We start from the raw sequence: 19,275 nt of genomic DNA on the forward strand, positions 1-19,275 counted from the left end.
CCCACCTCGACGAAGGACAGCACATGGACGATGCGACGAAGCACGCTCCGACGATGACGGATCCGAGCGGGCCCGAGCCCGCGTCGCCGCGACGCAGAGGCGCGCTCGTGCGCGTGCAGCGGTTCGGCAACTTCCTGAGCGGCATGGTCATGCCGAACCTCGGCGCCTTCGTGGCGTGGGGACTGCTGACCGCGCTGTTCATCCCGACGGGATGGTTCCCGAACGAGAGCCTCGCAGAGCTCGTCAGCCCGATCATGACCTACGCGCTGCCGATGCTCATCGGCTTCACGGGCGGGAGCATGGTCCACGGTGCACGTGGCGGGGCGATCGGCGTCCTCGCCACCATGGGCGTCGTCGTCGGCGCCGACGTGACGATGCTCATCGGAGCGATGGTGATGGGTCCGGTCGCCGCATGGCTCATGAAGCAGGTGGATCGCCTGTTCGAGGGCAAGGTCAAGCCGGGCTTCGAGATGCTCATCAGCAACTTCTCGATGGGCATCCTCGGCCTGATCCTCGCGGTCGCCGGCTACCTCGGCATCGGCCCGGTCTTCGGCGTCGTGCTGACCGGCCTGTCCGCCGGCGTGGACTGGATCCTCGAGCTCGGACTCCTGCCGCTCGTGTCGATCCTGGTGGCTCCCGCGCAGGTCCTGTTCCTCAACAACGCCATCAACCACGGCATCATGGGCCCGCTCGGCATCGAGCAGGTCGCGGAGCAGGGCCGGTCGATCCTCTTCCTGGTCGACGCGAACCCGGGGCCGTCGGTGGGCACGCTGCTGGCGATCAGCCTGTTCGGCGTCGGCATGGCGAAGCGCACCGCCCCGATGGCCGCGCTCATCGCCGGCGTCGGCGGCATCGGCGAGGTGTACTTCCCGTTCGTCCTCATGAAGCCGAAGCTCGTCTTCGCGACGATGGGTGGGATGGCGACGTCGCTCTTCCTGCTGCAGCTGCTCGGTGGCGGCACGGTCGCGACGCCGTCGCCCGGCAGCTTCTTCGCGATGATGGCGCTGTCGCCCGCCGGCGCGATCCTCGGCAACCTGGCCGGCTTCTTCGGCGGCATGGCGGTGTCGTTCGTGATCGGATGGGCGCTGCTGCGCGGCGAGCGGAAGCGCCACGACGACGACGTCGAGCTCTCGGACGGCAGCGCGGAGGAGCGCGACCGTCACAACCTCGCTGCGTTCGAGGGCGGGGCGGGCGGCCGCATCCGGAAGGTCGTCGTCGCTTGCGACGCGGGCATGGGCTCGAGCGCCATGGGTGCGTCGATCCTGAAGTCGAAGGTGCGCAAGCGCATGCTCGACGTCGAGGTCAGCAACGCGAAGATCGAGGAGATCCCCGCGGACGCCGACCTCATCGTCACGCACACGCAGCTCGTCGATCGCGCACGGCAGCTGCACGACGACGGCACGAAGCGCTTCATGACGATCACGAACTTCATGCACAGCGAGCAGTACGACGACATCGTCCGGCTCCTCGAGCGGACGCCCGTGACGGTCGGTCCAGCGTCGGAGAGCGCCGTGCCCGTGGCGACGACGTCGACCGCGGGCGCGCCCGCCGGCGGGCAGCGCGACGGTGACGTGCTCGTCGCAGCGAACGTGATCCTCGGCGCGTCGTTCGCGTCGAAGTCCGAGGCGATCGACGCCGCGGGAGCCATCCTCGTCCGCGAGGGCTACGTGACCGATCGCTACGTCGCGTCGATGCACGAGCGCGACGCTCGGACGTCGGTCTACCTGGGCAACCACGTCGCGATCCCCCACGGGGAGGGCGGCTCCGAGTCCGAGATCGTGCGCTCGGGCGTGTCCGTCGTGCAGGTGCCGGACGGCGTCGACTTCGACGGCGGGACCGCGTACGTCGTCATCGGCATCGCAGGACTCGACGGCGAGCACCTGCCGATCCTGAGCGCCATCGCCGAGCGCCTGCTCGACGATGCGGCGGTCGAGCGGCTGCGCACGGCGACGACGACCGACGAGGTGCTCGCGCTGCTCGTCGACTGAGGATCGCGCCGGGCTCACCGCCCGGCCACGGACCCCGAAGCCCCGACGTCTCGCGACAGCGTCGGGGCTTCGGCATGCCGTGCGTGCCGCGCGACGACGTGCCGCGCGACGATGCCCTCCGCGCGACTACGCCCGCCGCGGCATCGCCCTTCCGGCGTGCAGGAACGCAGCCGGGCCCTCGCCGCCCGTGAAGGCGTACAGCGTGTGCATGCCCGCGCGCGGCTCGGTCGCCACGAGGCCCGCGCCGTGCGGGACGACGCGAAGCCGGCTGGCCGGCTGCCCCATGGCGGCGAGGATGCCCTGGGGCACCTCGTCCGCCCACAGGCGGCCGTCCTCGTCGCGCGACAGGGTCGTCTCCATGATCGACGTCGCATAGGTGCCGAGGAAGCGCTCCGCGGTCGCCTCGTCGACGACCGCGTCGACGTCCTGCGGCACGGGGAGGGGCTTCAGGACGTCGGCGCCGACGAGCCGCTCGAGCGCAGGGCCGAGCAGCGCGCGGGCCATCCCCATCGCGTCGCCGCCGTTGACGCAGAGCGCGATCGCGACGCCGGCGCTCGGGATGACGCGCAGGAAGGCGCTCTGGCCGAACGTGCCGCCGTCGTGCGACACCATGCGGCCGTGCGGCGTCTCGGTGAGGTCCCAGCCGAGTCCCCACGCATCGCCCATGATGCCGATGTCGGGGATGACGCCCTGCACGTCCTGCATCGCGGCGACCGATGCCTCGCTCAGCAGGCGCGTGCCGTCGGCCGCGACGCCGCCGGCGACGTGCATGCGCGCGAAGGCCAGCAGGTCGGCAGGTCGCATCGCGAGGCTCGAGCCCGCGGGGCCGTTCGAGCGCGCGAGCGCCCACATCGGGGCGGGCACGGGGCCGTCGGGCGTCGGCACGTGCCCCTGGGCCACGCGGTGCACGATCGCCTCGTAGGGCCCGGGCGCCGCATGCGTCAGGCCGAGCGGCTGGATGATGCGCTCGGTCAGCGCCTGCTCGAAGTGCACGCCCCGCAGCACCTCGACGAGCCGGCCGAGCACGATGAAGCCGGCGTTGCTGTACGAGAACTCGGTGCCGGGCGCGAAGAGCTGCGGGATGTCGCCGAGCGACGCGACGTAGCGCTCGACGCAGTCGTCGCCGCGCCCGGTGTCGGTGAAGACGTCGCCCTCGAAGCCCGCGCGGTGCGAGAGCAGGTGGCGGGCGGTGATCGTGGCGGCCGCCGCGTCGTCGGCGATCGCGAAGTCCGGCAGGTGGGTGCGGATGGGCTCGTCGAGGTCGAGCAGCCCGTCGTCGACGAGCTGCAGCACGAGCGTCGCCGTCCACACCTTCGTGAGCGAGCCGATCTGGAAGAGCGCGTCCGTCGTGGCCTCGACGCCCGTGCCGACGTGCAGGATGCCGGCGGCGGCGTCGACGATCTCGTCGCCGACGAGGACGGCGGCGGAGGCGGCGGGCACCCCGTGCGCCTCGATCAGCCGGGGGAGCTCGCTCGCGAGCCAGTCGCGCAGCTCGTGCGCGGAGGCGGTGGTGGTCGACATGGCATGACCGTACGAGGCCGGAGGTCGTCGCTGCTTGGCCGATCCCACCACGTCCGAGCGACGACGTCGTCCGATCCGACATCGCGCGCGGCAGGCGCTCGGATCCATAGGAGATCCACCGCCCGTCGGTGCATGCTCGGCGCACACGACGACGACGTCGTCCCGACGAGAGCGAGCACGCCATGTCCGACGCACGCGAGCACGAGGAGCAGCCCGGCTCCGCATCCGGACCCGAGGGCGCGACGATCGCCGACTGGACCGATCTCGGCCGCGAGATGTGGTCGTACCTCACCGGCCGCGGCGCCGCCATCGACTACACCTTCGTCGACATGACGATCGAGGTGCCGCGCGACATCGGGCCGGACTCGCCGCGGGCGACGTGGCGCATCGACGGCACCCTGCGCGTGACGACGAGCGACCACGCGTCCGACGGCGCGCCCGCGCAGCCCGAGCGCTGATCGCCCGGCGATGATCCGCTTCGACATCGCCCTCTCGATCGAGGAGGCCGACGCCGAGGACGGGCAGGCGCCGTTCTCGGCCACGGTGACGGCATCGGGCACCGAGGTCGTCGTGACCGTCAGCGACGCGACCCGGCTGCCGCGCAGCGGTCGCCGCATGCTGGGCGAGCTGCTGCCGCTCGCCGACGGGCTCGCGAGCCGCGGCGTGTCGGTGCGCGTCGAGGGGCCGGACGGCCTCCTCGTCGCGGTCGGCGACGTGCACGCCACCGCGGTGCAGCGGCTCGTCACGCGCTCGCCGCACGTCCGCCTCGGCAGCCTCGGCGCGCTCGCGCACGTCGGCAGGGGAGCGCCGCTCGCGGGCGTCGCGCTGCCGCCTGCCACGCTGCTGCCCATCGCGCCGACGCTCGGCCGCTCCGCACGCCGCTGGCACGCCACGACGACGCATGCGCAGCCGGGCGCCGGCAGGCCGAGGCTCATCTTCGCCGGCGGGGACGGCGGATGGGACGGCGGGCCGCCGCGCGTGTTCGACCTCCTGCCCGAGATCACGCGCATCGGATCGGGGCCGGACGTCGACCTGCGGCTCGAGGGTCTCGAGGGCGTCCACGCCGAGATCCGGCACCGCGGCGACGACGAGTACGTGCTGCATCCGATCGCCCCCACCGGCGGCGGCAGCGGCACGGGTCCCGACGCGCTCATGCAGGAGCGCATCCTGCGCACGGGCGCGCGCATCGAGCTCGGTGGGTGGCGACTCGCGTACTACCGCGAGGAGTTCGCCGACCACGGGAGGCCGTACGGCGGCAGGCAGGGCGGCGAGCTGTCGCTGCAGCGGCGGCAGCCGCCCCGGCCGCGCTGACCCCGGCTGCGCCGACGCCGGCCGCGCCGACCCGGGTGCGTCGCCCGGAGGCGACCCCGGGTCAGACGAGCTCGTCGAGCGCGGTGAGCAGTCGGTCGACGTCCTCGTCGTCGGTGTAGGCGGCGATGCCGACGCGCAGCCCGCCCTCCGCGCCCGTGGCGAGCGCGCGGAAGGTCTCGTGCGCGTAGAAGGAGCCGGCTGGGGCGAGGATGCCGCGCGTGCGCAGCGTGCGCGACAGCGCGTCGGCGGGGATGCCGTGGGGCGTCAGGAAGATCGTGGGCGTGCGGTCTCGGGCGATGGAGTGCACCGTGACGCGGTCGCCCAGGTGGGCGAGGCCCGCCTCGAGCCGGTCGCGCATCCGCAGCTCGTGCGCGTCGACGAGCGCGTGCGCGTCGGCGAGGCGCGCACGGCGCGATCCCTCGGCCGACGAGATCGACGCCGTGAAGTCGACGGCGGCCGTGACGCCCGCGAGGATCTCGTAGGGCAGCGTGCCGAGCTCGAAGCGCTCGGGCACGACGTCGGTCGACGGCACGAGCTTGTCGGGCACGATCGTCTCGAGCAGCGCGGGCGAGGCGGCGAGCGCGGCGCAGTGCGGCCCGAAGAGCTTGTACGCCGAGCAGACGTAGAGGTCGGCGCCGAGCGCGTCGACGTCGATGCTCGCGTGCGCGGCGTGGTGCACGCCGTCGACGTGGACGAGCGCGCCGACCGCATGGGCGCGCTCGGCGATGCGCGCGACCTGCGGGCGCGTGCCCAGCAGGTTCGACGCTGCCGTCACGGCGACGAGGCGCGTGCGCTCGGTGACGACCTCGTCGAGCTCGTCGAGCCGCAGGTCGGCGGTCGCGGGATCGAGCGCGAGCCAGCGCACTGTCGCGCCGACGGCCTCGGCGGCCTGCACCCACGGCCGGACGTTGGCGTCGTGGTCGAGCTGCGACACGACGATCTCGTCGCCGGGGCCCCACGTCTTCGCGAGGTGTCGCGAGAAGTCGTAGGTGATCTGCGTCGCCGACCGTCCGAACACGATGCCGCGCGGGTCGCCGCCGACGAGGTCCGCGACCGCGCTGCGGAAGCCGACGACGGCATCCTCGGCGTTCTGCTCGCTCTCGATGCCCGTGCCGCGGATCGACAGCGGCCGCGACAGCACGCCAGCGATCGCCTGGCCGACGATCGCGGGCGTCTGCGTGCCGCCGGGTCCGTCGAAGTGGGCGATGCCCGAGCCGAGGGACGGGAAGCGGGCGCGGAGGGAGGCGACGTCGAGCGGCATCGGGGTCCTGACGGTCGTGGGCGGCGGTCGGGGCCCGGCGTCGGGCCCCGAGGCCACCCTACGAGCGTCGCGCGATCCTCACGGAGGGCTGCCGACCGTCGACTCGTCGTCGTCGCCGTCGGGGTCGTCGGAGGGTGCGAGCGGGCCGCTGCGCGGCGCCGAGTCCGGCAGCAGGGTCTCGTCGTCGCCCGGTGCGGCGGGGTCGTTCGGGAGGTCGTCGTGCGTCGAGTCCGTCATGCGCTCGAGGCTCGTCGCGTGCACGCCTGCAGGCAACCGGGTTGCGTCGGGCCGTCCGCCCTCACCCTCGCCGGGATCTCGGCCTCAGCCCGCCACGCGTACGACGCGCTTGCCGCGCCCGCCGCCCGATCCGAGTCCCTCGACGGCGCTCGGGACGTCGTCGAGGTCGACGACCCGGTCGACGATCGGGCGGATGACGCCGGCATCCACGAGCGCCGCGATCTCGCGCAGCTGCGCGCCGTCGGCACGCATGAAGAGGAACTCGTAGCGCACGCCCAGGCGTCGCGCGAGCCTGCGGATCCGAGCGCTCAGCACGCGGATGACGAGCCGCACGGGCAGCGGAAGCCCCTGGCTGCGCGCGAAGGCGGGATCGGGCGGTCCCGCGATGCCGATCGCGATGCCGCCGGGCCGGAGCACGCGCAGCGAGCGCTCGAGGTTCTCGCCGCCGAGGCTGTCGAGGACGAGGTCGTAGTCGTGGAGGATGGCGCCGAAGTCCTCCGAGCGGTAGTCGATGACGACGTCGGCGCCCAGCGAACGCACGAGGTCGGCGTTCGCGGCGCTCGCGGTCGTCGCCACCGTCGCGCCGAGATGCTTCGCGAGCTGGATGGCGATGGTGCCGACGCCGCCGGCGCCCGCGTGCACGAGCACGCGCTGGCCCGGCTGCACCCGGCCGCGCTCGACGAGCGCCTGCCAGGCCGTGAGGGCGACGAGCGGCAGCGATCCGGCCTCGACGACGTCGACGGATGCGGGGCGGGGAGCGACCTCGCTCGCGCGCACGGCGATGCGCTCGGCGAAGGCGCCGATGCGTGCCGAGGCCGGGCTCGCGAACACTGCGTCGCCCGGCTGCAGGTCGCGCACGCGGGCGCCGACGCGCACGACGGTGCCCGCGACGTCCGCGCCGAGCACCTGCGGCAGCCGGTAGGGGAGGATCTGCCGGAAGTCGCCGCTGCGGATCCGCTCGTCGATGTGGTTGAGACCTGCGGCCTCGACGCGGATGAGCACGTCGTCCTCGCCGACGACGGGCTCGGCCGCGTCGATCTCGGTCATCGGCTGCCCGTAGCGCGTGACGGCGAACGCTCGCATGCTGCACTCCCTGCTCGGTGATCGTGCTCAGGAATGAGTGTACTCACGGAACGGGCACGGCGCAGGCGGGTGTCCCGCCTGCGCCGTGCCGCACCTCGCCCTCGGGCGTCAGGCGCTCGCGTCGGAATGCTCCTCGACCTCGCGTGCGTGACCGCCGGGGGCGCGCCCGCCGCGGGTCGCGACGAGGCTCGCGACCGTCGCGACCGCGATCGTCGTGCCGATGAAGGCGAGCGACAGCCAGATCGGGATCTCCGGCGCCCACTCGACGGGCTGGCCGCCGTTGATGAACGGCACCTCGTTGACGTGGAGCGCGTGGAGCACGAGCTTCACGGCGATGAAGCCGAGGATCGCCGCGAGCCCCTGGCCGAGGTAGATGAGTCGCTCGAGCAGCCCGCCGATGAGGAAGTACAGCTGCCGCAGGCCCATGAGCGCGAACGCGTTGGCCGTGAAGACGATGTAGGCCTCCTCGGTCAGGCCGTAGATGGCGGGGATCGAGTCGAGCGCGAACAGCAGGTCGATGAATCCGATCGCGAGGATCGTGAGCAGCATCGGCGTGACGAAGCGCCGGCCGTCCTTCCGGACGACGAGGCGATCCTCGTGGTACTCGTCGGTGACGGGGAGGATGCGGCGGACGAGGCGCATGAAGGCGTTGTCGGCCGGGTCGCCGTGATCGCCCTTCAGCTGCTGCCAGGCGAGCACGAAGAGGAGCGCGCCGAAGAGGTAGAACACCCACGAGAAGCTCTCGATGAGCGCCGCACCGACCGCGATGAACCCGCCGCGCATGATGAGCGCGATGACGATGCCGATCATCAGCACCTTCTGCTGGTAGATCCTCGGCACGGCGAAGCCGGTCATGATGACGATGAAGAGGAAGAGGTTGTCGAGCGACAGCGCCTTCTCGGTCAGGTAGCCGGCGAAGTACTCGCCACCGAACGTCCAGCCGTTCGTCACGCCGATGCCGACGCCGAACAGCAGCGCCAGCCCGACGTAGAACGCCGACCAGCGCGCGGACTCGCCGATCGTCGGCTCGTGCGGCTTGCGCACGTGCGCGAAGAACTCGTAGACGAAGAACGCGATCGTGACCGCGATCGTGATGACCCAGACCATGGGTGTGACCTGCATGGAGATGCTCCAGGGGTTGGTGTGCGTATCGGACACCAAGGTCTCCTCCGCCCCGCATCGACGACGTCGACGCGGGACCGACGACCCGGAGCGCAAGCGCTCGGAATGACGGGTTCGCCGCAGACGGGAGTACTCCCCTTGCTGCACCCAGGATAGCAAACGCGCCGAGGGGCGCGCAGTCGGTGCGGGACGCGGGGGACACGGCGGTCGGCGGGCCGCCGCGTCGACGCGAGCACGACGACACGCCCACGCGGACGACCGCCGGCGTGCAACGCTTCGGTCGCAGCCGGCCACGTACGGGGTAGAGCGAACGAAGGGGTCCACGATGGACGACGCGAGCATCACCCGGCTGCTGCGCAGCAGCGCACCCACCACGGTCGCGGCGGACGCCGCCGTGCGCATCGAGATCGATCGGATGGCCGAGCGGGCGCGAGCCGTCGCGCACGGCAGGCGACGTGCGCGGCGACGCGTCGCGATCGTGGCGCTGCCGGCGCTCGCGATCATCCCCGGCGCCCTCGTCTTCACCGGCGGCACGGACGTGCGCCAGGTGCCCGACCTCACGATCCCCATGACGTACGTGACCGACACCGGCACGTCGATCGCGTGCGAGGTCGACCTGTTCAACGGCGAGACCGACTACGTCGAGACGAACCTCGAGGCCGTCGCGTACTTCGCCGCGCAGGACTGGTCGGGCGTCGGCCAGCGCGTCTACGACCTCGCGCTGCGGTACGAGGACGAGGGGCGCGTGTCGCCGTGGGCGCAGGCCGAGAACGACGTCCTCCTCGCGGGCGCGCCCGACATCTTCACGGACGGCGGCATGGGCATGACGTCGACGTGCACGGGAGCGCTGCATTGAGCGCTCGCAGCCGGCCGACGGATGTCGACGGCGCGCCGGGCTCGGCGCGCATCGCCGCGCTCGTGGCGCGCGAGGCGCCGCGCGTGCTCGACTACCTGCTGCGTCGCGTCGCATCGCCCGAGGACGCCGCCGACCTGCTGGGCGAGACGCTCGTCGTCGTCTGGCGTCGGGAGGGCGCGGTGCCGCTCGATCCCACCGAGGCGCGGATGTGGATGTTCGGCGTCGCCCGCAAGGTGCTCTCGCAGCATCGACGGTCGGTGCGGCGCAGCCGCAGCCTGGGGGAGCGGCTCGCGCTCGAGGTGCGCGAGGCGATCGTGCAGGCTCCCGCGGACGACTTCGAGGAGCTGCGGGCGGCGATCGAGACGCTGCGGGAGGGAGATCGCGAGATCATTCGCCTCGTCTACTGGGACGGCTTCACGCTCGCCGAGGCGGCGCGGCTGCTCGGGCTCAACGCCGCGACCGTGCGCAGCAGGCACGCCCGCGCGCGAGCGACGTTGCAGGCGCAGCTCGCCGAGACGCTGTCGGACGTGCCGCGCTGAGCCGCCCGATCATGCGGCGCGCGCCTGGACGATGGCGTCGAGCCCGCACGGCACGATGGCTAGAGTCGCTTGCGAGTCCGTTCACCTCGGCAGGAAGGGCAGGCGATGGCATCCGTCTCCTCGGCGCCCGGTCGGCGGGAGCGGGGCAAGCAGGAGAAGCTGCGGCGCATCGTCGAGGCCGCGAGCGAGCTCCTCGCCGATCGCGGGATCGACGACGTCACGACCCAGGAGATCGCCGAGCGCGCCGACATCGGTGCGGGCACCCTCTTCCTCTACGCGAGGACGAAGGGCGAGCTCCTGCTGCTCGTGCAGAACTCCGCCTACGAGCTCGCCCTCGAGCGCGGCATCGCGGCGGCCGCCGACGTCGACGACGCGCTGGGCGCGATCCTCGCCATCGTGCGCCCGATCGTCGCGTGCAATCGCACGCAGGTCGACAACGGGCGCACCTACCTGCGCGAGATCGTCTTCGGCGATCCCACCGAGCCGCACCACCGCGCCGCGCTCGGCCACACGGCGGCGACCGAGGCGGCCATCGCGGCCGTGCTCGAACGGCACGGGCACGCCGCGGTCCGCGCGGCGGCGCTCGCGCACATCGTCTCGGCGATCATGCTCGTCACCCTCGCATCCACCGCGAACGCCGGGGCCTCGAACGAGGCGCTGGTGCGCGACGTCGCCGGGCAGGTCGAGGTGCTGCTCGCCTGACCCGGCGCGTCGCGCGGGCCCGGGGCGTCAGACGCCCAGGTCGCCCAGCCAGGCCTCGACGGTGCGCGGCTCGAGGCCGAGCAGGCGCTGCGCGCTCGTGGCCTCGTCGACGAGCTCGTCGGGCTGCTCGGCGCGCCAGCGGTACGAGTCGACGACGGGGGCGGCGCCCTCGGCGCCGAACATCGGCTCGATCGAGGCGCCGAAGGCGTCGACGTCCTGCGGCTCGAACGTCACGTCGTGGCGCAGGTGGGCGGCGAAGCCGGCGGCGAGGTCGGTGCCGAGCAGGCCGGGCAGGGCGCCGACGCCCACGACGCCCGTCACGGCGTGGTCGGTCAGGAGGCGCGCGACGACGTCCGCGACGTCGAGGTGCGACGCCCACGAGACGCGGTAGTCGGCTCGGATGGGGTAGCGGAGGACGCCGTCGGCGCGCACGGGGGCGACGACCGTCGGCAGCAGCAGGTTCTCGAGGAAGAGCCGCGGCGCGACGACGGCGAGCGAGACGCCCGTGCGCTCGATGCCCTCGACGAGCTCGCCGACCGGCGTGCCCGCGGTCGTGGCGTAGCCGCTCGTGGAGACGACGACGCGACCGGGGCGTGCGGCCGCGACGGCGGCGACGATGGCGTGCGCGTGCGCGAGCTGCACGTCGGGTGCGCCGACGGGCAGGTGCACGAAGACGCCGTCGACGCCGCGGTAGGCCTGCTCGAGCGAGTCGGCCGAGGCGAGGTCGACCTGGACGGGGTGGTGGTCGCCGCGGTAGGCGGCGGCGTCGCGCACGGCGGCGTGGACGGTGGTGCCGGATGCGCGGAGGACGGCGGCGACAGGGCCGCCCTGAGCGCCGTTGGCGCCGTGGATGAGTGAGGTCATGCTCCGATGGTGCATGCGATGCATCGGTTACATCAACTGCACCGACTCGGTAGCCTGCTGCCATGTCGTTCTCCTGCGCACCCTGGCCGGACTGCGGCGTCGCACGCTTCCTCTCGCTGCTCGAGGGTCCGTGGGCGACGCTCATCGTCCGCAACCTCCTGCTCGGTCCCGCGCGCTTCACCGAGCTGCGCGAGGGCCTCGAGGGCATCAGCGCCCACACCCTCACGCGCCGCCTGCGGACGTTCGAGACGCACGGCATCGTCACTCGCACGGTCCACGCCGAGATCCCGCCGCGCGTCGTCTACGAGCTGACGGACCTCGGGCGCAGCCTCGAGCCCGTGCTGCAGGCGATGGATGCGTGGGCCGTGACCGTGCCGCTGCCGCCCGACCCCGACGAGGTGGCCGAGCAGCGCGAGGTCGCCGTGGCCGGCCGCTCGTAGGGAACCCGCGAGCGTGGCCCGATCCCATCGGTCGACGTCGCACGTGCCCCTCGCGACGAGCGCGGCGACGCGCGAGGCTGAGGGGGTCGCCGCTCGGCGGCATCGAAGGAGGATCGCCATGACCCAGCCCCGCCGCGCACTCGTCGTCATCGACGTGCAGCAGGACTACTTCGACGGCCCGCTCGCCGTCCAGCATCCCGATCGCGACGTCGCGGCGGCCAACGTCGCCGCCGCGATCGACGCGGCCGAGGCTGCCGGTCTGCCGATCGTCGCCGTGCAGCACCAGCTGCCCGCGGGCGCGCCGATCTTCGCCGAGGGCTCCGACGGCTGGCGCCTGCACCCGGGCGTCGCCGAGCGCGAGCGGCCCGAGTGGCTGCGCAGCACGAAGACCGTCGCGAGCGTCTTCGCCGACGAGGCCCTCGTCGCGTGGCTGCGCGAGCGCGAGGTCGACACCGTCGCCCTCGTGGGCTTCATGACGAACAACTGCGTCCTCGGCTCCGCCGCGGCCGCCGAGCCCCTCGGCCTCGCCGTCGAGGTGCTCTCGGACGCGACCGGGGCGATCCACCTCTCGAACGAGGCGGGGACCGTCTCCGCCAGGCAGGTGCACGAGACGCTCATGGTGCTGCTGCACTCGAACTTCGCGGCCGTCTCGACGACGTCGGCGTGGTCTGAGGCCGTGGCCGCGTCCTCGCCGATCGCCGGCAGCGACCTCGTGACCTCGGCGATGCAGGGCGCGGCAGCCGCGGCCTGACCCACGCTGCGACGAGCAGACCCACGCTGCGACCAGGCCACGGGAGGCAGGCATGCGGATCGCGATCTACGCCTTCGACGGCATCACGACGTTCCACCTCGCGGTGCCCCAGATGGTCTTCGACGAGGTGGCCCGGCTCGGGCTCGCCGACTGGAGCACGACGCTGTTCTCGGATCGCGCGGGCTCGGTGCGCACGGACGAGGGCTACGCGATCGGCAGGGTCGCGGGGCTCGCCGCCGCCGCCGACGCGGACCTCGTGGTCGTGCCCTCGTGGGCCGTCGACGGGCCGCCGCCCGGCCCCGGGCTGCGCCGTGCGCTCCTCGCTGCGCGCGCGCGCGGCGCGACGCTCGCGGGCCTGTGCCTCGGCGCGATCGCGATCGCCGACCTCGGCGTGCTGCAGGGCCGCCGCGCCGTGACGCACTGGCTCGCCGCCGACGCGCTGGGCGAGCGGCATCCGCTGGTCGAGGTCGATCCGTCCGCCCTGTACGTCGACCATGGCGACGTGCTGACCTCGGCGGGCACGGCGTCGGGGCTCGACGCCTGCCTGCACGTCGTGCGCACGCGGCTGGGGGCGGAGGCCGCGAACCGCGTCGCGCGCAGCCTCGTCGTCGCACCGCACCGCGAGGGCGGGCAGGCGCAGTTCGTCGAGCGACCGATGGCGCCTGAGCGCCCCACGACCGATCCCGTCGCCGTCGCGTCGGCGTGGGCGCTCGAGCACCTGGCCGACGACCTGAGCGTCGAGCGGCTCGCCGCCGCCGCGCACATGAGCCGGCGGACGTTCGTGCGCGCCTTCCGCGTCGCGACGGGCGGGACGCCCGCGGCGTGGGTGCGGTCGCGACGGCTCGACGAGGCGCGGCGCCTGCTCGAGACGACCGACCTGCCGATCGACGAGATCGCGGCGTCATGCGGCTTCGGCAGCCCCGTGACCCTCCGCCAGCGCTTCGTCGCCGCGTTCGGCAGCACCCCGTCGAGCTACCGGCGCCGGTTCGACGCCCGCTCGCCGGCGGCCTGACGACCGCGGCTCGACCGCGGCTCGCCCGCGACTACGCCGTCGGCGAGGCGTACTCCTCGGGCTCGATCTCGTCGGTGCCGGGCGCACCCTCGGGGCCGTCGGCGACGGGCTCCTCGGTCGCGGGGTCCGTCGCGAAGTCGGGGTCGGACTCGGTGGGATCGCCGATGCTGCCGCTGATGGTGTCGCTCATGACGGACACGATCCTCCGTCGCTCGATCGTGCGCGACCCGTTGCGCCGACCGCGCGGCGCGTCCGGTCGACGCTCAGCCGTCGGATCCGGGCCGGCCGCGGTGGCGCTTCGTCTCGCCCCGCCTGCGCTTCTCGTCGAGCCGTCGACGGCGCGAGCCGAGCGTGGGTCGCGTCGCCCGGCGGGGGACGGGCGGTGCGACGGCGTCGCGCAGCAGGGTCGCGAGGCGCTGCCGCGCGGCGACGCGGTTCTGCCGCTGCGAGCGATGCTCCTCGGCCGCGATCGTCAGCACCGTCCCGGCCAGCCGCGGCGCGAGCCGATCGAGCACCCGCGCGCGCTGCACGTCGCTCAGTGCCGTCGTCGTGGCGAGGTCGATGCGCAGCTGCACGCGCGAGTCGGCCGTGTTCACGCCCTGGCCGCCGGGACCGGAGGAGCGGGAGAACTGCTCGTCGAGCTCGGTCGCCGGGATGCGCAGGCCGCGCGGCGCACCCGGGCCCGGAGCCACGACGAGGTCGTCCATCCCTCGAGCATGCCGCACGCCTCGCGCGCTCGCGCCTCGTGGCTGCTGCGACGCGTAGTCTCTGCCGGAGCCCGCCGCGAACCCATCGGCGCGGCGCCACGCCGACGGGAGGGACGAGGGATGACGCCTGCGCGCACCGCCTCGCCGCTGCCGCGCACGAGCATCCGCCGCTTCCGCCGCGTCGCACGCTCGGGCTTCGCGCTCAACGGCCTCCTCCACCTGCTGCTCGCCGGCATCGCGATCCGCCTCGCGCTCGGCGACGCCGACGACGCCTCCGTCGACCAGTCGGGCGTGCTGCATCAGCTCGCGAGCACGCCGCTCGGCGTCGTGCTGCTGTGGGCGGCGGTCGTCGGACTCCTCGCCCTCGGCCTGTGGCAGGTGACGCAGGCGCTCGTGCTCGTCGAGGAGCCGCATCGCCTGCGGCGCTGGGGGCAGCGCGTCGTCGAGGCCGCCAAGGGCGTCGTCTACCTCGTGCTCGGCTCGAGCGCCCTGCTCGTCGCCCTCGGCGCCTCCGGTCCGAGCTCGGCCGACGTCGCGCGCCTCGCGGACGCGCTGCTGCGCAGCGAGCCCGGCGTCGTCATCCTGCTCGGCGTCGGCTGCGCCTTCCTCGGCGTGGGCATCGGGTTCGCGAGCATCGGCGTGCGGGGCACCTTCGCGAGGCTCATCCGGCTGCCCGGCGGCCGGATGCGCGGCGTCGTGCTGCTGCTCGGCACCATCGGCTACGTCGCGAAGGGCGTCGCGCTCGGCATCGTCGGCGTCGTCGTCGTCACGGCGGTCGTCACGGGCGACGCCCACCGTGCCACGGGCCTCGACGGAGCGCTGCGCTGGATCGTCGAGCTGCCGCTCGGCACGGTCCTGCTGCTCCTCATCGCCGTCGGCCTCGGCGTGTTCGGCGTCTTCCTGCTCGCCCGCACCCGCCTCGCGCGGCTGCAGCCCTCGCGCGTCGACGGCTAGCCGACCCCGCGCTCCCGGTCGCTACGACGCGATGCGCGCGTGCGGGTGCTCGGCCGCGCGGCCCTGGAAGTCGAGGATGCTCGGGTTCTCGACCACGCCGTCGCGGATCTCGATCGCGTGCGCGATCGTCGCATCCTCGGCCCACGACGCCGGCCCCTCGAGCACGGTGCGCAGGAACGGCAGCAGCGCCTCGCTGATCTCCCAGGACGCCGAGTTCCAGAGGTACGACGGGCTGTGGTCGACGGCGTAGTAGTGCACGCCCTCGCCGACGACGAGCATCGGGTCTTCGAACGTCGTCGGCGTCGCCCACTCGAAGCCCATGCCCTCGTCGCACGAGACGTCGACGATGAGGCTCCCGGGCGCGAACCCGGCGAGGTCCTCGGTGCGCAGGTAGGTCAGCGGCGCCGCGACGTCCTGCAGCGTGCAGTTCACGACGATGTCGTGCGAGGCGAGGAAGTCGGGCAGCAGCACCTCGCCGTCGGGGGTGAGCACCTCGCTCAGGTGCGTCGCGCCGTCCTCGCCGCCGTCGGTCGAGAGCTGCACGATGTTCGCCGAGTGGATGGGCGCGCTCACGGCCGCGACGTCGCGCTGCGTCAGCACCTGCACGTCGTGGACGCCGTGCGCCTTCAGCGCGGTGACGGCGCCGCGCGCCGTGGCGCCGAAGCCGATGACGACGGCGCTGAGCCGCGGGCCGTAGTCGCCCGTCGAGCCGACGAGGCGCAGGGCGTGCAGGACGGAGCAGTAGCCGGCGAGCTCGTTGTTCTTGTGGAAGACGTGCAGGCTGTACTCGCCGCGACGGTTGCGGTGGTGCATGGCCTCGAACGCGATGAGCGTGAGCCGCCGGTCGATCGCGGCCTGCGTCATCCCCACGTCCTGCACGCAGTGCGGCCAGCCCCACAGCACGCGCCCCTCGGGGATCGCGGCGACGTCGTCGTGCTGCGGCTTCGGCAGCAGCAGCACCTCGGCGGCGGCGAGCACCTCCTCGCGCGTGCCCATCCTGCCCACGCGGGACTCGACGTAGCCGGGTGCGAGCAGCAGGTCGGCGCCGTAGCCGTGCTCGACGATCATCGCCGCGCGCACGTCGTCGTCGATGCGGTCGAGATGGTGCGGATGGATGGGGAGCCGCTGCTCGTTCTCCATCGACGAGCCTGCGAGCAGGCCGAGGGTGAGCAGGTCGGCGGTCGTGCGAGCCGGGGCGGTCATCGGGTTCCCATCGTCGGGGAACCGGGTGCAGCTCCTGGGCGCAGCCTACGCCGCGAGCGCATCCGCCGGGCGTGGGCTCAGGAGGCTGCCAGGCTGGATGCGACCGCCGCGTGCACCGAGCCGTGGCGGACGTCGTCGACGAGAGGGATCCGTGGAGCAGTCGCAGCGCGAGCGAGCCACCGGCGCGGACGGCGTCGCCGTCCGCGGAGCGAGGACGCACAACCTGCGCGCGGTCGACGTCGACATCCCGCGCGACGCGCTCGTCGCGTTCACCGGCATCTCGGGGTCCGGCAAGAGCTCGCTGGCGTTCGGCACGATCTACGCCGAGTCGCAGCGCCGCTACTTCGAGTCGGTCGCGCCCTACGCGCGCAGGCTCATGAGCCAGGTGAGCACGCCCGACGTCGACGCCATCGACGGCCTGCCGCCCGCGGTCGCCCTGCCGCAGCAGCGATCCGGCGGCAGCGCGCGCTCGACCGTCGGCAGCGCGACGACGATCGCGAACGTGCTGCGCATGCTGCTCTCCCGCGTCGGCACGTACCCGGCGGGCGCGCCGATGCTGCTCGCGGAGGACTTCTCGGCGAACACGGTCGAGGGGGCGTGCCCCGTCTGCCACGGCATCGGCCGCGTCTACGACGTGCCCGTCGAGCGCATGGTGCCCGACGACGCGCTGAGCATCGCCGAGGGCGCGCTCGCCGCCTGGCCGACCGCATGGCACGGGCAGCAGCTGCGCGACAGCCTCGTCTCGCTCGGCTACGACCCCGACGTGCCGTGGCGCGACATCCCCGAGGAGCGCCGCGAGTGGGCGCTGCAGACGTGGGAGACGCCGCAGGTGCCCGTCTATCGCGGGCTGACGCCGCGGCAGGTCTGGGCAGCCGTCGAGGCGGGCGACGAGCCGTCGTACATGAGCTCGTTCGTCGGCGTGCGGCGCTACGTGCTCGACACCTTCGCCGGCTCGAAGAGCGCCCGCATGCGGCAGCGCGCGGCGGAGTCGATGGTGAGCGTCGTGTGCGCCGCGTGCGACGGCAGGCGGCTGAAGGCGGAGGCGCTCGCCGTGACCTTCGAGGGTCGCGACGTCACCGAGCTCTCGGCGATGCCGATCGACGACGTCGCGGCGCTGCTCGAGCGCGCGCTCGCGCCGGACTGGTCGCCGCAGGACGAGACCGCGCCGATGGCGGCGGAGCGCCGCCTCGCAGCCCAGCGGCTGGCGGGGGAGGCGCTCGGGCGTATCCGGCCGCTCGCCGACCTCGGCCTCGGCTACCTGTCGCTCGACCGCGCGACGCCGACGCTGTCGTCGGGCGAGCTGCAGCGGATGCGGCTCGCGACGCAGGTGCTCTCGCAGCTCTTCGGCGTCGTGTTCGTGCTCGACGAGCCGTCCGCGGGCTTGCATCCCGCCGACACCGAGGCGCTGCTCGGCATCCTGCGCGCCATGCGGGCCGCCGGCAACTCGGTCTTCTTCGTCGAGCACGCGCTCGACGTCATCCGCGCGGCGGACTGGATCGTCGACATCGGTCCGGGCGCCGGCACCACGGGCGGCACCGTCGTCTACTCGGGCCCGCTCGACGGGCTGCGGGACGCGCAGGAGTCGGTGACGCGCCGCTACCTCTTCGACGACGTCGACGGTCCCGCAGCGCCGCTGCGCGAGCGGCGGCCGGTCGACGAGCGGTTCGAGGTGGTCGACCTCACGCGCAACACGGTCCGCGGCCTGACCGTCGGCTTCCCCATCGGCGCGCTCACGGCCGTCACGGGCGTGTCGGGGTCCGGCAAGTCGTCGCTCGTGACGCAGGCGATCCCGGACCTGCTCGGCGCGGAGGACGACGGGACGGACGCCGACGAGCCGACGGCCGCGCCGGCGGCGGACGAGCTGCTGCTCGCGCCCGGACCGGCGCCGACGACGGGGCGCGTCGTCGGGCCGCGCGATCGGCTGCGTCGCGTCGTGCAGGTGAGCCAGCGCCCCATCGGGCGCACGTCGCGCTCGAACGTCGCGACCTACACGGGCCTCTTCGATCGTGTGCGCACCCTCTTCGCCGCGACGCCCGAGGCGCGTCGCCGCCGCTACGGCGCCGGTCGCTTCTCGTTCAACCAGCCGAGCGGCCGCTGCCCGACGTGCAAGGGCGAGGGCACGATGGAGGTCGAGCTGCTCTTCCTGCCGACCGTGCAGGCGCCGTGCGCCGCATGCGGCGGCGCCCGCTACTCGCCCGAGACGCTCGAGATCGAGCTCGACGGCCGCTCGATCGCCGACGTCCTCGCGCTGAGCGTCGCCGACGCCCGCGAGGCCTTCGACGACGCCGAGGTCGTGCGGCATCTCGACGCGCTGCTCGACGTCGGGCTCGGCTACGTCGCGCTCGGACAGCCCGCGCCCGAGCTCTCCGGCGGCGAGGCGCAGCGCGTCAAGCTCGCCTCCGAGCTGCGTCGCGCCCGCAGCGGCGACACCCTGTACCTGCTCGACGAGCCCACGTCCGGCCTCCACCCGGCCGACGCCGATCGGCTCCTCGGCCATCTGCAGCGGCTCGTCGACGGCGGCAGCACCGTCATCCTCGTCGAGCACGACATGCGCGTCGTCGCCGAGGCCGACTGGGTCGTCGACCTCGGTCCGGGTGCGGGCGAGGCCGGTGGCATGGTCGTCGCCGAGGGCACGCCCGAGGAGGTCGCGGCGTCGGAGGCGAGCGCGACGGCGCCGTTCCTCGCCGCGGCGCTGCGGCGACGCGTCGCGCGGGCCAGCTGACC

20 protein-coding genes are annotated in these 19,275 nt (G+C 73.7%); 11 read left to right on the forward strand and 9 right to left on the reverse strand.

Annotated elements, in window-relative coordinates; translation table 11 throughout:
• The first annotated feature begins 53 nt into the window (after positions 1-53).
• Positions 54-1,988 carry a PTS mannitol transporter subunit IICBA gene (locus tag ABD249_RS04380; protein ID WP_344340742.1) on the forward strand — a complete coding sequence of 645 codons (1,935 nt, stop codon included), beginning with the start codon at positions 54-56 and terminating at the stop codon, positions 1,986-1,988.
• Positions 1,989-2,114: 126 nt separating this feature from the next.
• Here the strand turns inward: ABD249_RS04380 and ABD249_RS04385 are convergent, their stop codons facing one another.
• A complete protein-coding gene (locus ABD249_RS04385) occupies positions 2,115-3,509 on the reverse strand; it encodes a serine hydrolase domain-containing protein (RefSeq protein ID WP_344340745.1) in 1,395 nt (464 codons plus the stop codon).
• A gap of 182 nt (positions 3,510-3,691) precedes the next feature.
• Between ABD249_RS04385 and ABD249_RS04390 the strand changes: the two genes are divergently transcribed.
• Both ABD249_RS04390 and ABD249_RS04395 read left to right on the forward strand, forming a co-directional pair.
• Positions 3,692-3,967: a hypothetical protein gene (locus tag ABD249_RS04390; RefSeq protein WP_344340748.1), complete on the forward strand. Its 276-nt coding sequence runs from the start codon at positions 3,692-3,694 to the stop codon at positions 3,965-3,967.
• 10 nt (positions 3,968-3,977) lie between these two features.
• A complete protein-coding gene (locus ABD249_RS04395; RefSeq protein ID WP_344340751.1) occupies positions 3,978-4,820 on the forward strand; it encodes an FHA domain-containing protein in 843 nt (280 codons plus the stop codon).
• Between the two features lie 61 nt (positions 4,821-4,881).
• On the opposite strand, the gene ABD249_RS04400 is transcribed toward ABD249_RS04395, so the two are convergent.
• The 4 genes from ABD249_RS04400 to ABD249_RS04415 form a co-directional block, all read right to left on the reverse strand.
• Entirely contained in the window at positions 4,882-6,081 is a 1,200-nt protein-coding gene (locus tag ABD249_RS04400) for a cysteine desulfurase-like protein (protein ID WP_344340753.1), read from the reverse strand.
• 78 nt (positions 6,082-6,159) lie between these two features.
• Complete coding sequence (locus tag ABD249_RS04405) at positions 6,160-6,318, reverse strand: hypothetical protein (RefSeq protein ID WP_344340756.1); 159 nt, start codon at positions 6,316-6,318, stop codon at positions 6,160-6,162.
• Positions 6,319-6,402: 84 nt separating this feature from the next.
• Complete coding sequence (locus tag ABD249_RS04410) at positions 6,403-7,401, reverse strand: NADP-dependent oxidoreductase (protein WP_344340758.1); 999 nt, start codon at positions 7,399-7,401, stop codon at positions 6,403-6,405.
• Between the two features lie 108 nt (positions 7,402-7,509).
• Positions 7,510-8,523, reverse strand: coding sequence for a TerC family protein (locus tag ABD249_RS04415; RefSeq protein WP_344340762.1), 1,014 nt, complete (start codon positions 8,521-8,523; stop codon positions 7,510-7,512).
• A gap of 325 nt (positions 8,524-8,848) precedes the next feature.
• Between ABD249_RS04415 and ABD249_RS04420 the strand changes: the two genes are divergently transcribed.
• From ABD249_RS04420 to ABD249_RS04430, 3 genes are all read left to right on the forward strand, one after another.
• On the forward strand, positions 8,849-9,379 hold the full coding sequence (locus tag ABD249_RS04420; protein WP_344340765.1) for a hypothetical protein: 531 nt from the start codon (positions 8,849-8,851) through the stop codon (positions 9,377-9,379).
• Positions 9,376-9,918, forward strand: a complete 543-nt coding sequence (locus ABD249_RS04425; RefSeq protein WP_344340768.1) for an RNA polymerase sigma factor — start codon at positions 9,376-9,378, stop codon at positions 9,916-9,918. Before ABD249_RS04420 ends, ABD249_RS04425 begins: the two co-directional genes overlap by 4 nt.
• Positions 9,919-10,023: 105 nt before the next feature.
• A complete protein-coding gene (locus tag ABD249_RS04430; protein ID WP_344340771.1) occupies positions 10,024-10,620 on the forward strand; it encodes a TetR/AcrR family transcriptional regulator in 597 nt (198 codons plus the stop codon).
• A gap of 27 nt (positions 10,621-10,647) precedes the next feature.
• Here the strand turns inward: ABD249_RS04430 and ABD249_RS04435 are convergent, their stop codons facing one another.
• Positions 10,648-11,484 (reverse strand): SDR family oxidoreductase, encoded by an 837-nt coding sequence (locus ABD249_RS04435; protein ID WP_344340774.1) that lies wholly within the window; start codon positions 11,482-11,484, stop codon positions 10,648-10,650.
• Positions 11,485-11,546: 62 nt separating this feature from the next.
• On the opposite strand from ABD249_RS04435, the gene ABD249_RS04440 reads away from it, so the two are divergent.
• The 3 genes from ABD249_RS04440 (at position 11,547) to ABD249_RS04450 (ending at position 13,687) form a co-directional block, all read left to right on the forward strand.
• Positions 11,547-11,924 (forward strand): winged helix-turn-helix transcriptional regulator, encoded by a 378-nt coding sequence (locus tag ABD249_RS04440; protein WP_344340776.1) that lies wholly within the window; start codon positions 11,547-11,549, stop codon positions 11,922-11,924.
• Positions 11,925-12,042: 118 nt separating this feature from the next.
• On the forward strand, positions 12,043-12,675 hold the full coding sequence (locus ABD249_RS04445) for an isochorismatase family protein (protein WP_344340779.1): 633 nt from the start codon (positions 12,043-12,045) through the stop codon (positions 12,673-12,675).
• Between the two features lie 52 nt (positions 12,676-12,727).
• Positions 12,728-13,687 carry a GlxA family transcriptional regulator gene (locus tag ABD249_RS04450; RefSeq protein WP_344340782.1) on the forward strand — a complete coding sequence of 320 codons (960 nt, stop codon included), beginning with the start codon at positions 12,728-12,730 and terminating at the stop codon, positions 13,685-13,687.
• 31 nt (positions 13,688-13,718) lie between these two features.
• On the opposite strand, the gene ABD249_RS04455 is transcribed toward ABD249_RS04450, so the two are convergent.
• Together ABD249_RS04455 and arfB are read right to left on the reverse strand one after the other, a co-directional pair.
• The gene (locus ABD249_RS04455) at positions 13,719-13,877 is read right to left on the reverse strand and encodes a hypothetical protein (protein ID WP_344340784.1); all 159 of its coding nucleotides are present in this window, start codon (positions 13,875-13,877) and stop codon (positions 13,719-13,721) included.
• 73 nt (positions 13,878-13,950) lie between these two features.
• Entirely contained in the window at positions 13,951-14,394 is a 444-nt protein-coding gene (gene arfB, locus ABD249_RS04460) for an alternative ribosome rescue aminoacyl-tRNA hydrolase ArfB (RefSeq protein WP_344340786.1), read from the reverse strand.
• Positions 14,395-14,514: 120 nt separating this feature from the next.
• Between arfB and ABD249_RS04465 the strand changes: the two genes are divergently transcribed.
• On the forward strand, positions 14,515-15,348 hold the full coding sequence (locus ABD249_RS04465) for a DUF1206 domain-containing protein (RefSeq protein WP_344340789.1): 834 nt from the start codon (positions 14,515-14,517) through the stop codon (positions 15,346-15,348).
• A 21-nt stretch (positions 15,349-15,369) separates the two neighbouring features.
• Here ABD249_RS04465 and ABD249_RS04470 read toward each other — a convergent pair whose 3' ends face one another.
• Complete coding sequence (locus ABD249_RS04470) at positions 15,370-16,551, reverse strand: N(5)-(carboxyethyl)ornithine synthase (protein ID WP_344340791.1); 1,182 nt, start codon at positions 16,549-16,551, stop codon at positions 15,370-15,372.
• A gap of 151 nt (positions 16,552-16,702) precedes the next feature.
• Between ABD249_RS04470 and ABD249_RS04475 the strand changes: the two genes are divergently transcribed.
• Positions 16,703-19,273 (forward strand): excinuclease ABC subunit UvrA, encoded by a 2,571-nt coding sequence (locus ABD249_RS04475; RefSeq protein WP_344340794.1) that lies wholly within the window; start codon positions 16,703-16,705, stop codon positions 19,271-19,273.
• Positions 19,274-19,275 lie beyond the last annotated feature (2 nt).

The sequence above is a fragment of the Agrococcus versicolor genome (assembly GCF_039531815.1).
GTDB lineage: Bacteria > Actinomycetota > Actinomycetes > Actinomycetales > Microbacteriaceae > Agrococcus > Agrococcus versicolor.

What these genes read in the sequence shown, in the direction of transcription:
- ABD249_RS04380 (WP_344340742.1), top strand. Translation starts at nt 54, where the DNA reads ATGACGGATCCGAGCGGGCCCGAGCCCGCGTCGCCGCGACGCAGAGGC.
- ABD249_RS04385 (WP_344340745.1), bottom strand. Translation starts at nt 3,509, where the DNA reads ATGTCGACCACCACCGCCTCCGCGCACGAGCTGCGCGACTGGCTCGCG.
- ABD249_RS04390 (WP_344340748.1), top strand. Translation starts at nt 3,692, where the DNA reads ATGTCCGACGCACGCGAGCACGAGGAGCAGCCCGGCTCCGCATCCGGA.
- ABD249_RS04395 (WP_344340751.1), top strand. Translation starts at nt 3,978, where the DNA reads ATGATCCGCTTCGACATCGCCCTCTCGATCGAGGAGGCCGACGCCGAG.
- ABD249_RS04400 (WP_344340753.1), bottom strand. Translation starts at nt 6,081, where the DNA reads ATGCCGCTCGACGTCGCCTCCCTCCGCGCCCGCTTCCCGTCCCTCGGC.
- ABD249_RS04405 (WP_344340756.1), bottom strand. Translation starts at nt 6,318, where the DNA reads ATGACGGACTCGACGCACGACGACCTCCCGAACGACCCCGCCGCACCG.
- ABD249_RS04410 (WP_344340758.1), bottom strand. Translation starts at nt 7,401, where the DNA reads ATGCGAGCGTTCGCCGTCACGCGCTACGGGCAGCCGATGACCGAGATC.
- ABD249_RS04415 (WP_344340762.1), bottom strand. Translation starts at nt 8,523, where the DNA reads ATGCAGGTCACACCCATGGTCTGGGTCATCACGATCGCGGTCACGATC.
- ABD249_RS04420 (WP_344340765.1), top strand. Translation starts at nt 8,849, where the DNA reads ATGGACGACGCGAGCATCACCCGGCTGCTGCGCAGCAGCGCACCCACC.
- ABD249_RS04430 (WP_344340771.1), top strand. Translation starts at nt 10,024, where the DNA reads ATGGCATCCGTCTCCTCGGCGCCCGGTCGGCGGGAGCGGGGCAAGCAG.
- ABD249_RS04435 (WP_344340774.1), bottom strand. Translation starts at nt 11,484, where the DNA reads ATGACCTCACTCATCCACGGCGCCAACGGCGCTCAGGGCGGCCCTGTC.
- ABD249_RS04440 (WP_344340776.1), top strand. Translation starts at nt 11,547, where the DNA reads ATGTCGTTCTCCTGCGCACCCTGGCCGGACTGCGGCGTCGCACGCTTC.
- ABD249_RS04445 (WP_344340779.1), top strand. Translation starts at nt 12,043, where the DNA reads ATGACCCAGCCCCGCCGCGCACTCGTCGTCATCGACGTGCAGCAGGAC.
- ABD249_RS04450 (WP_344340782.1), top strand. Translation starts at nt 12,728, where the DNA reads ATGCGGATCGCGATCTACGCCTTCGACGGCATCACGACGTTCCACCTC.
- ABD249_RS04455 (WP_344340784.1), bottom strand. Translation starts at nt 13,877, where the DNA reads ATGAGCGACACCATCAGCGGCAGCATCGGCGATCCCACCGAGTCCGAC.
- arfB (WP_344340786.1), bottom strand. Translation starts at nt 14,394, where the DNA reads ATGGACGACCTCGTCGTGGCTCCGGGCCCGGGTGCGCCGCGCGGCCTG.
- ABD249_RS04465 (WP_344340789.1), top strand. Translation starts at nt 14,515, where the DNA reads ATGACGCCTGCGCGCACCGCCTCGCCGCTGCCGCGCACGAGCATCCGC.
- ABD249_RS04470 (WP_344340791.1), bottom strand. Translation starts at nt 16,551, where the DNA reads ATGACCGCCCCGGCTCGCACGACCGCCGACCTGCTCACCCTCGGCCTG.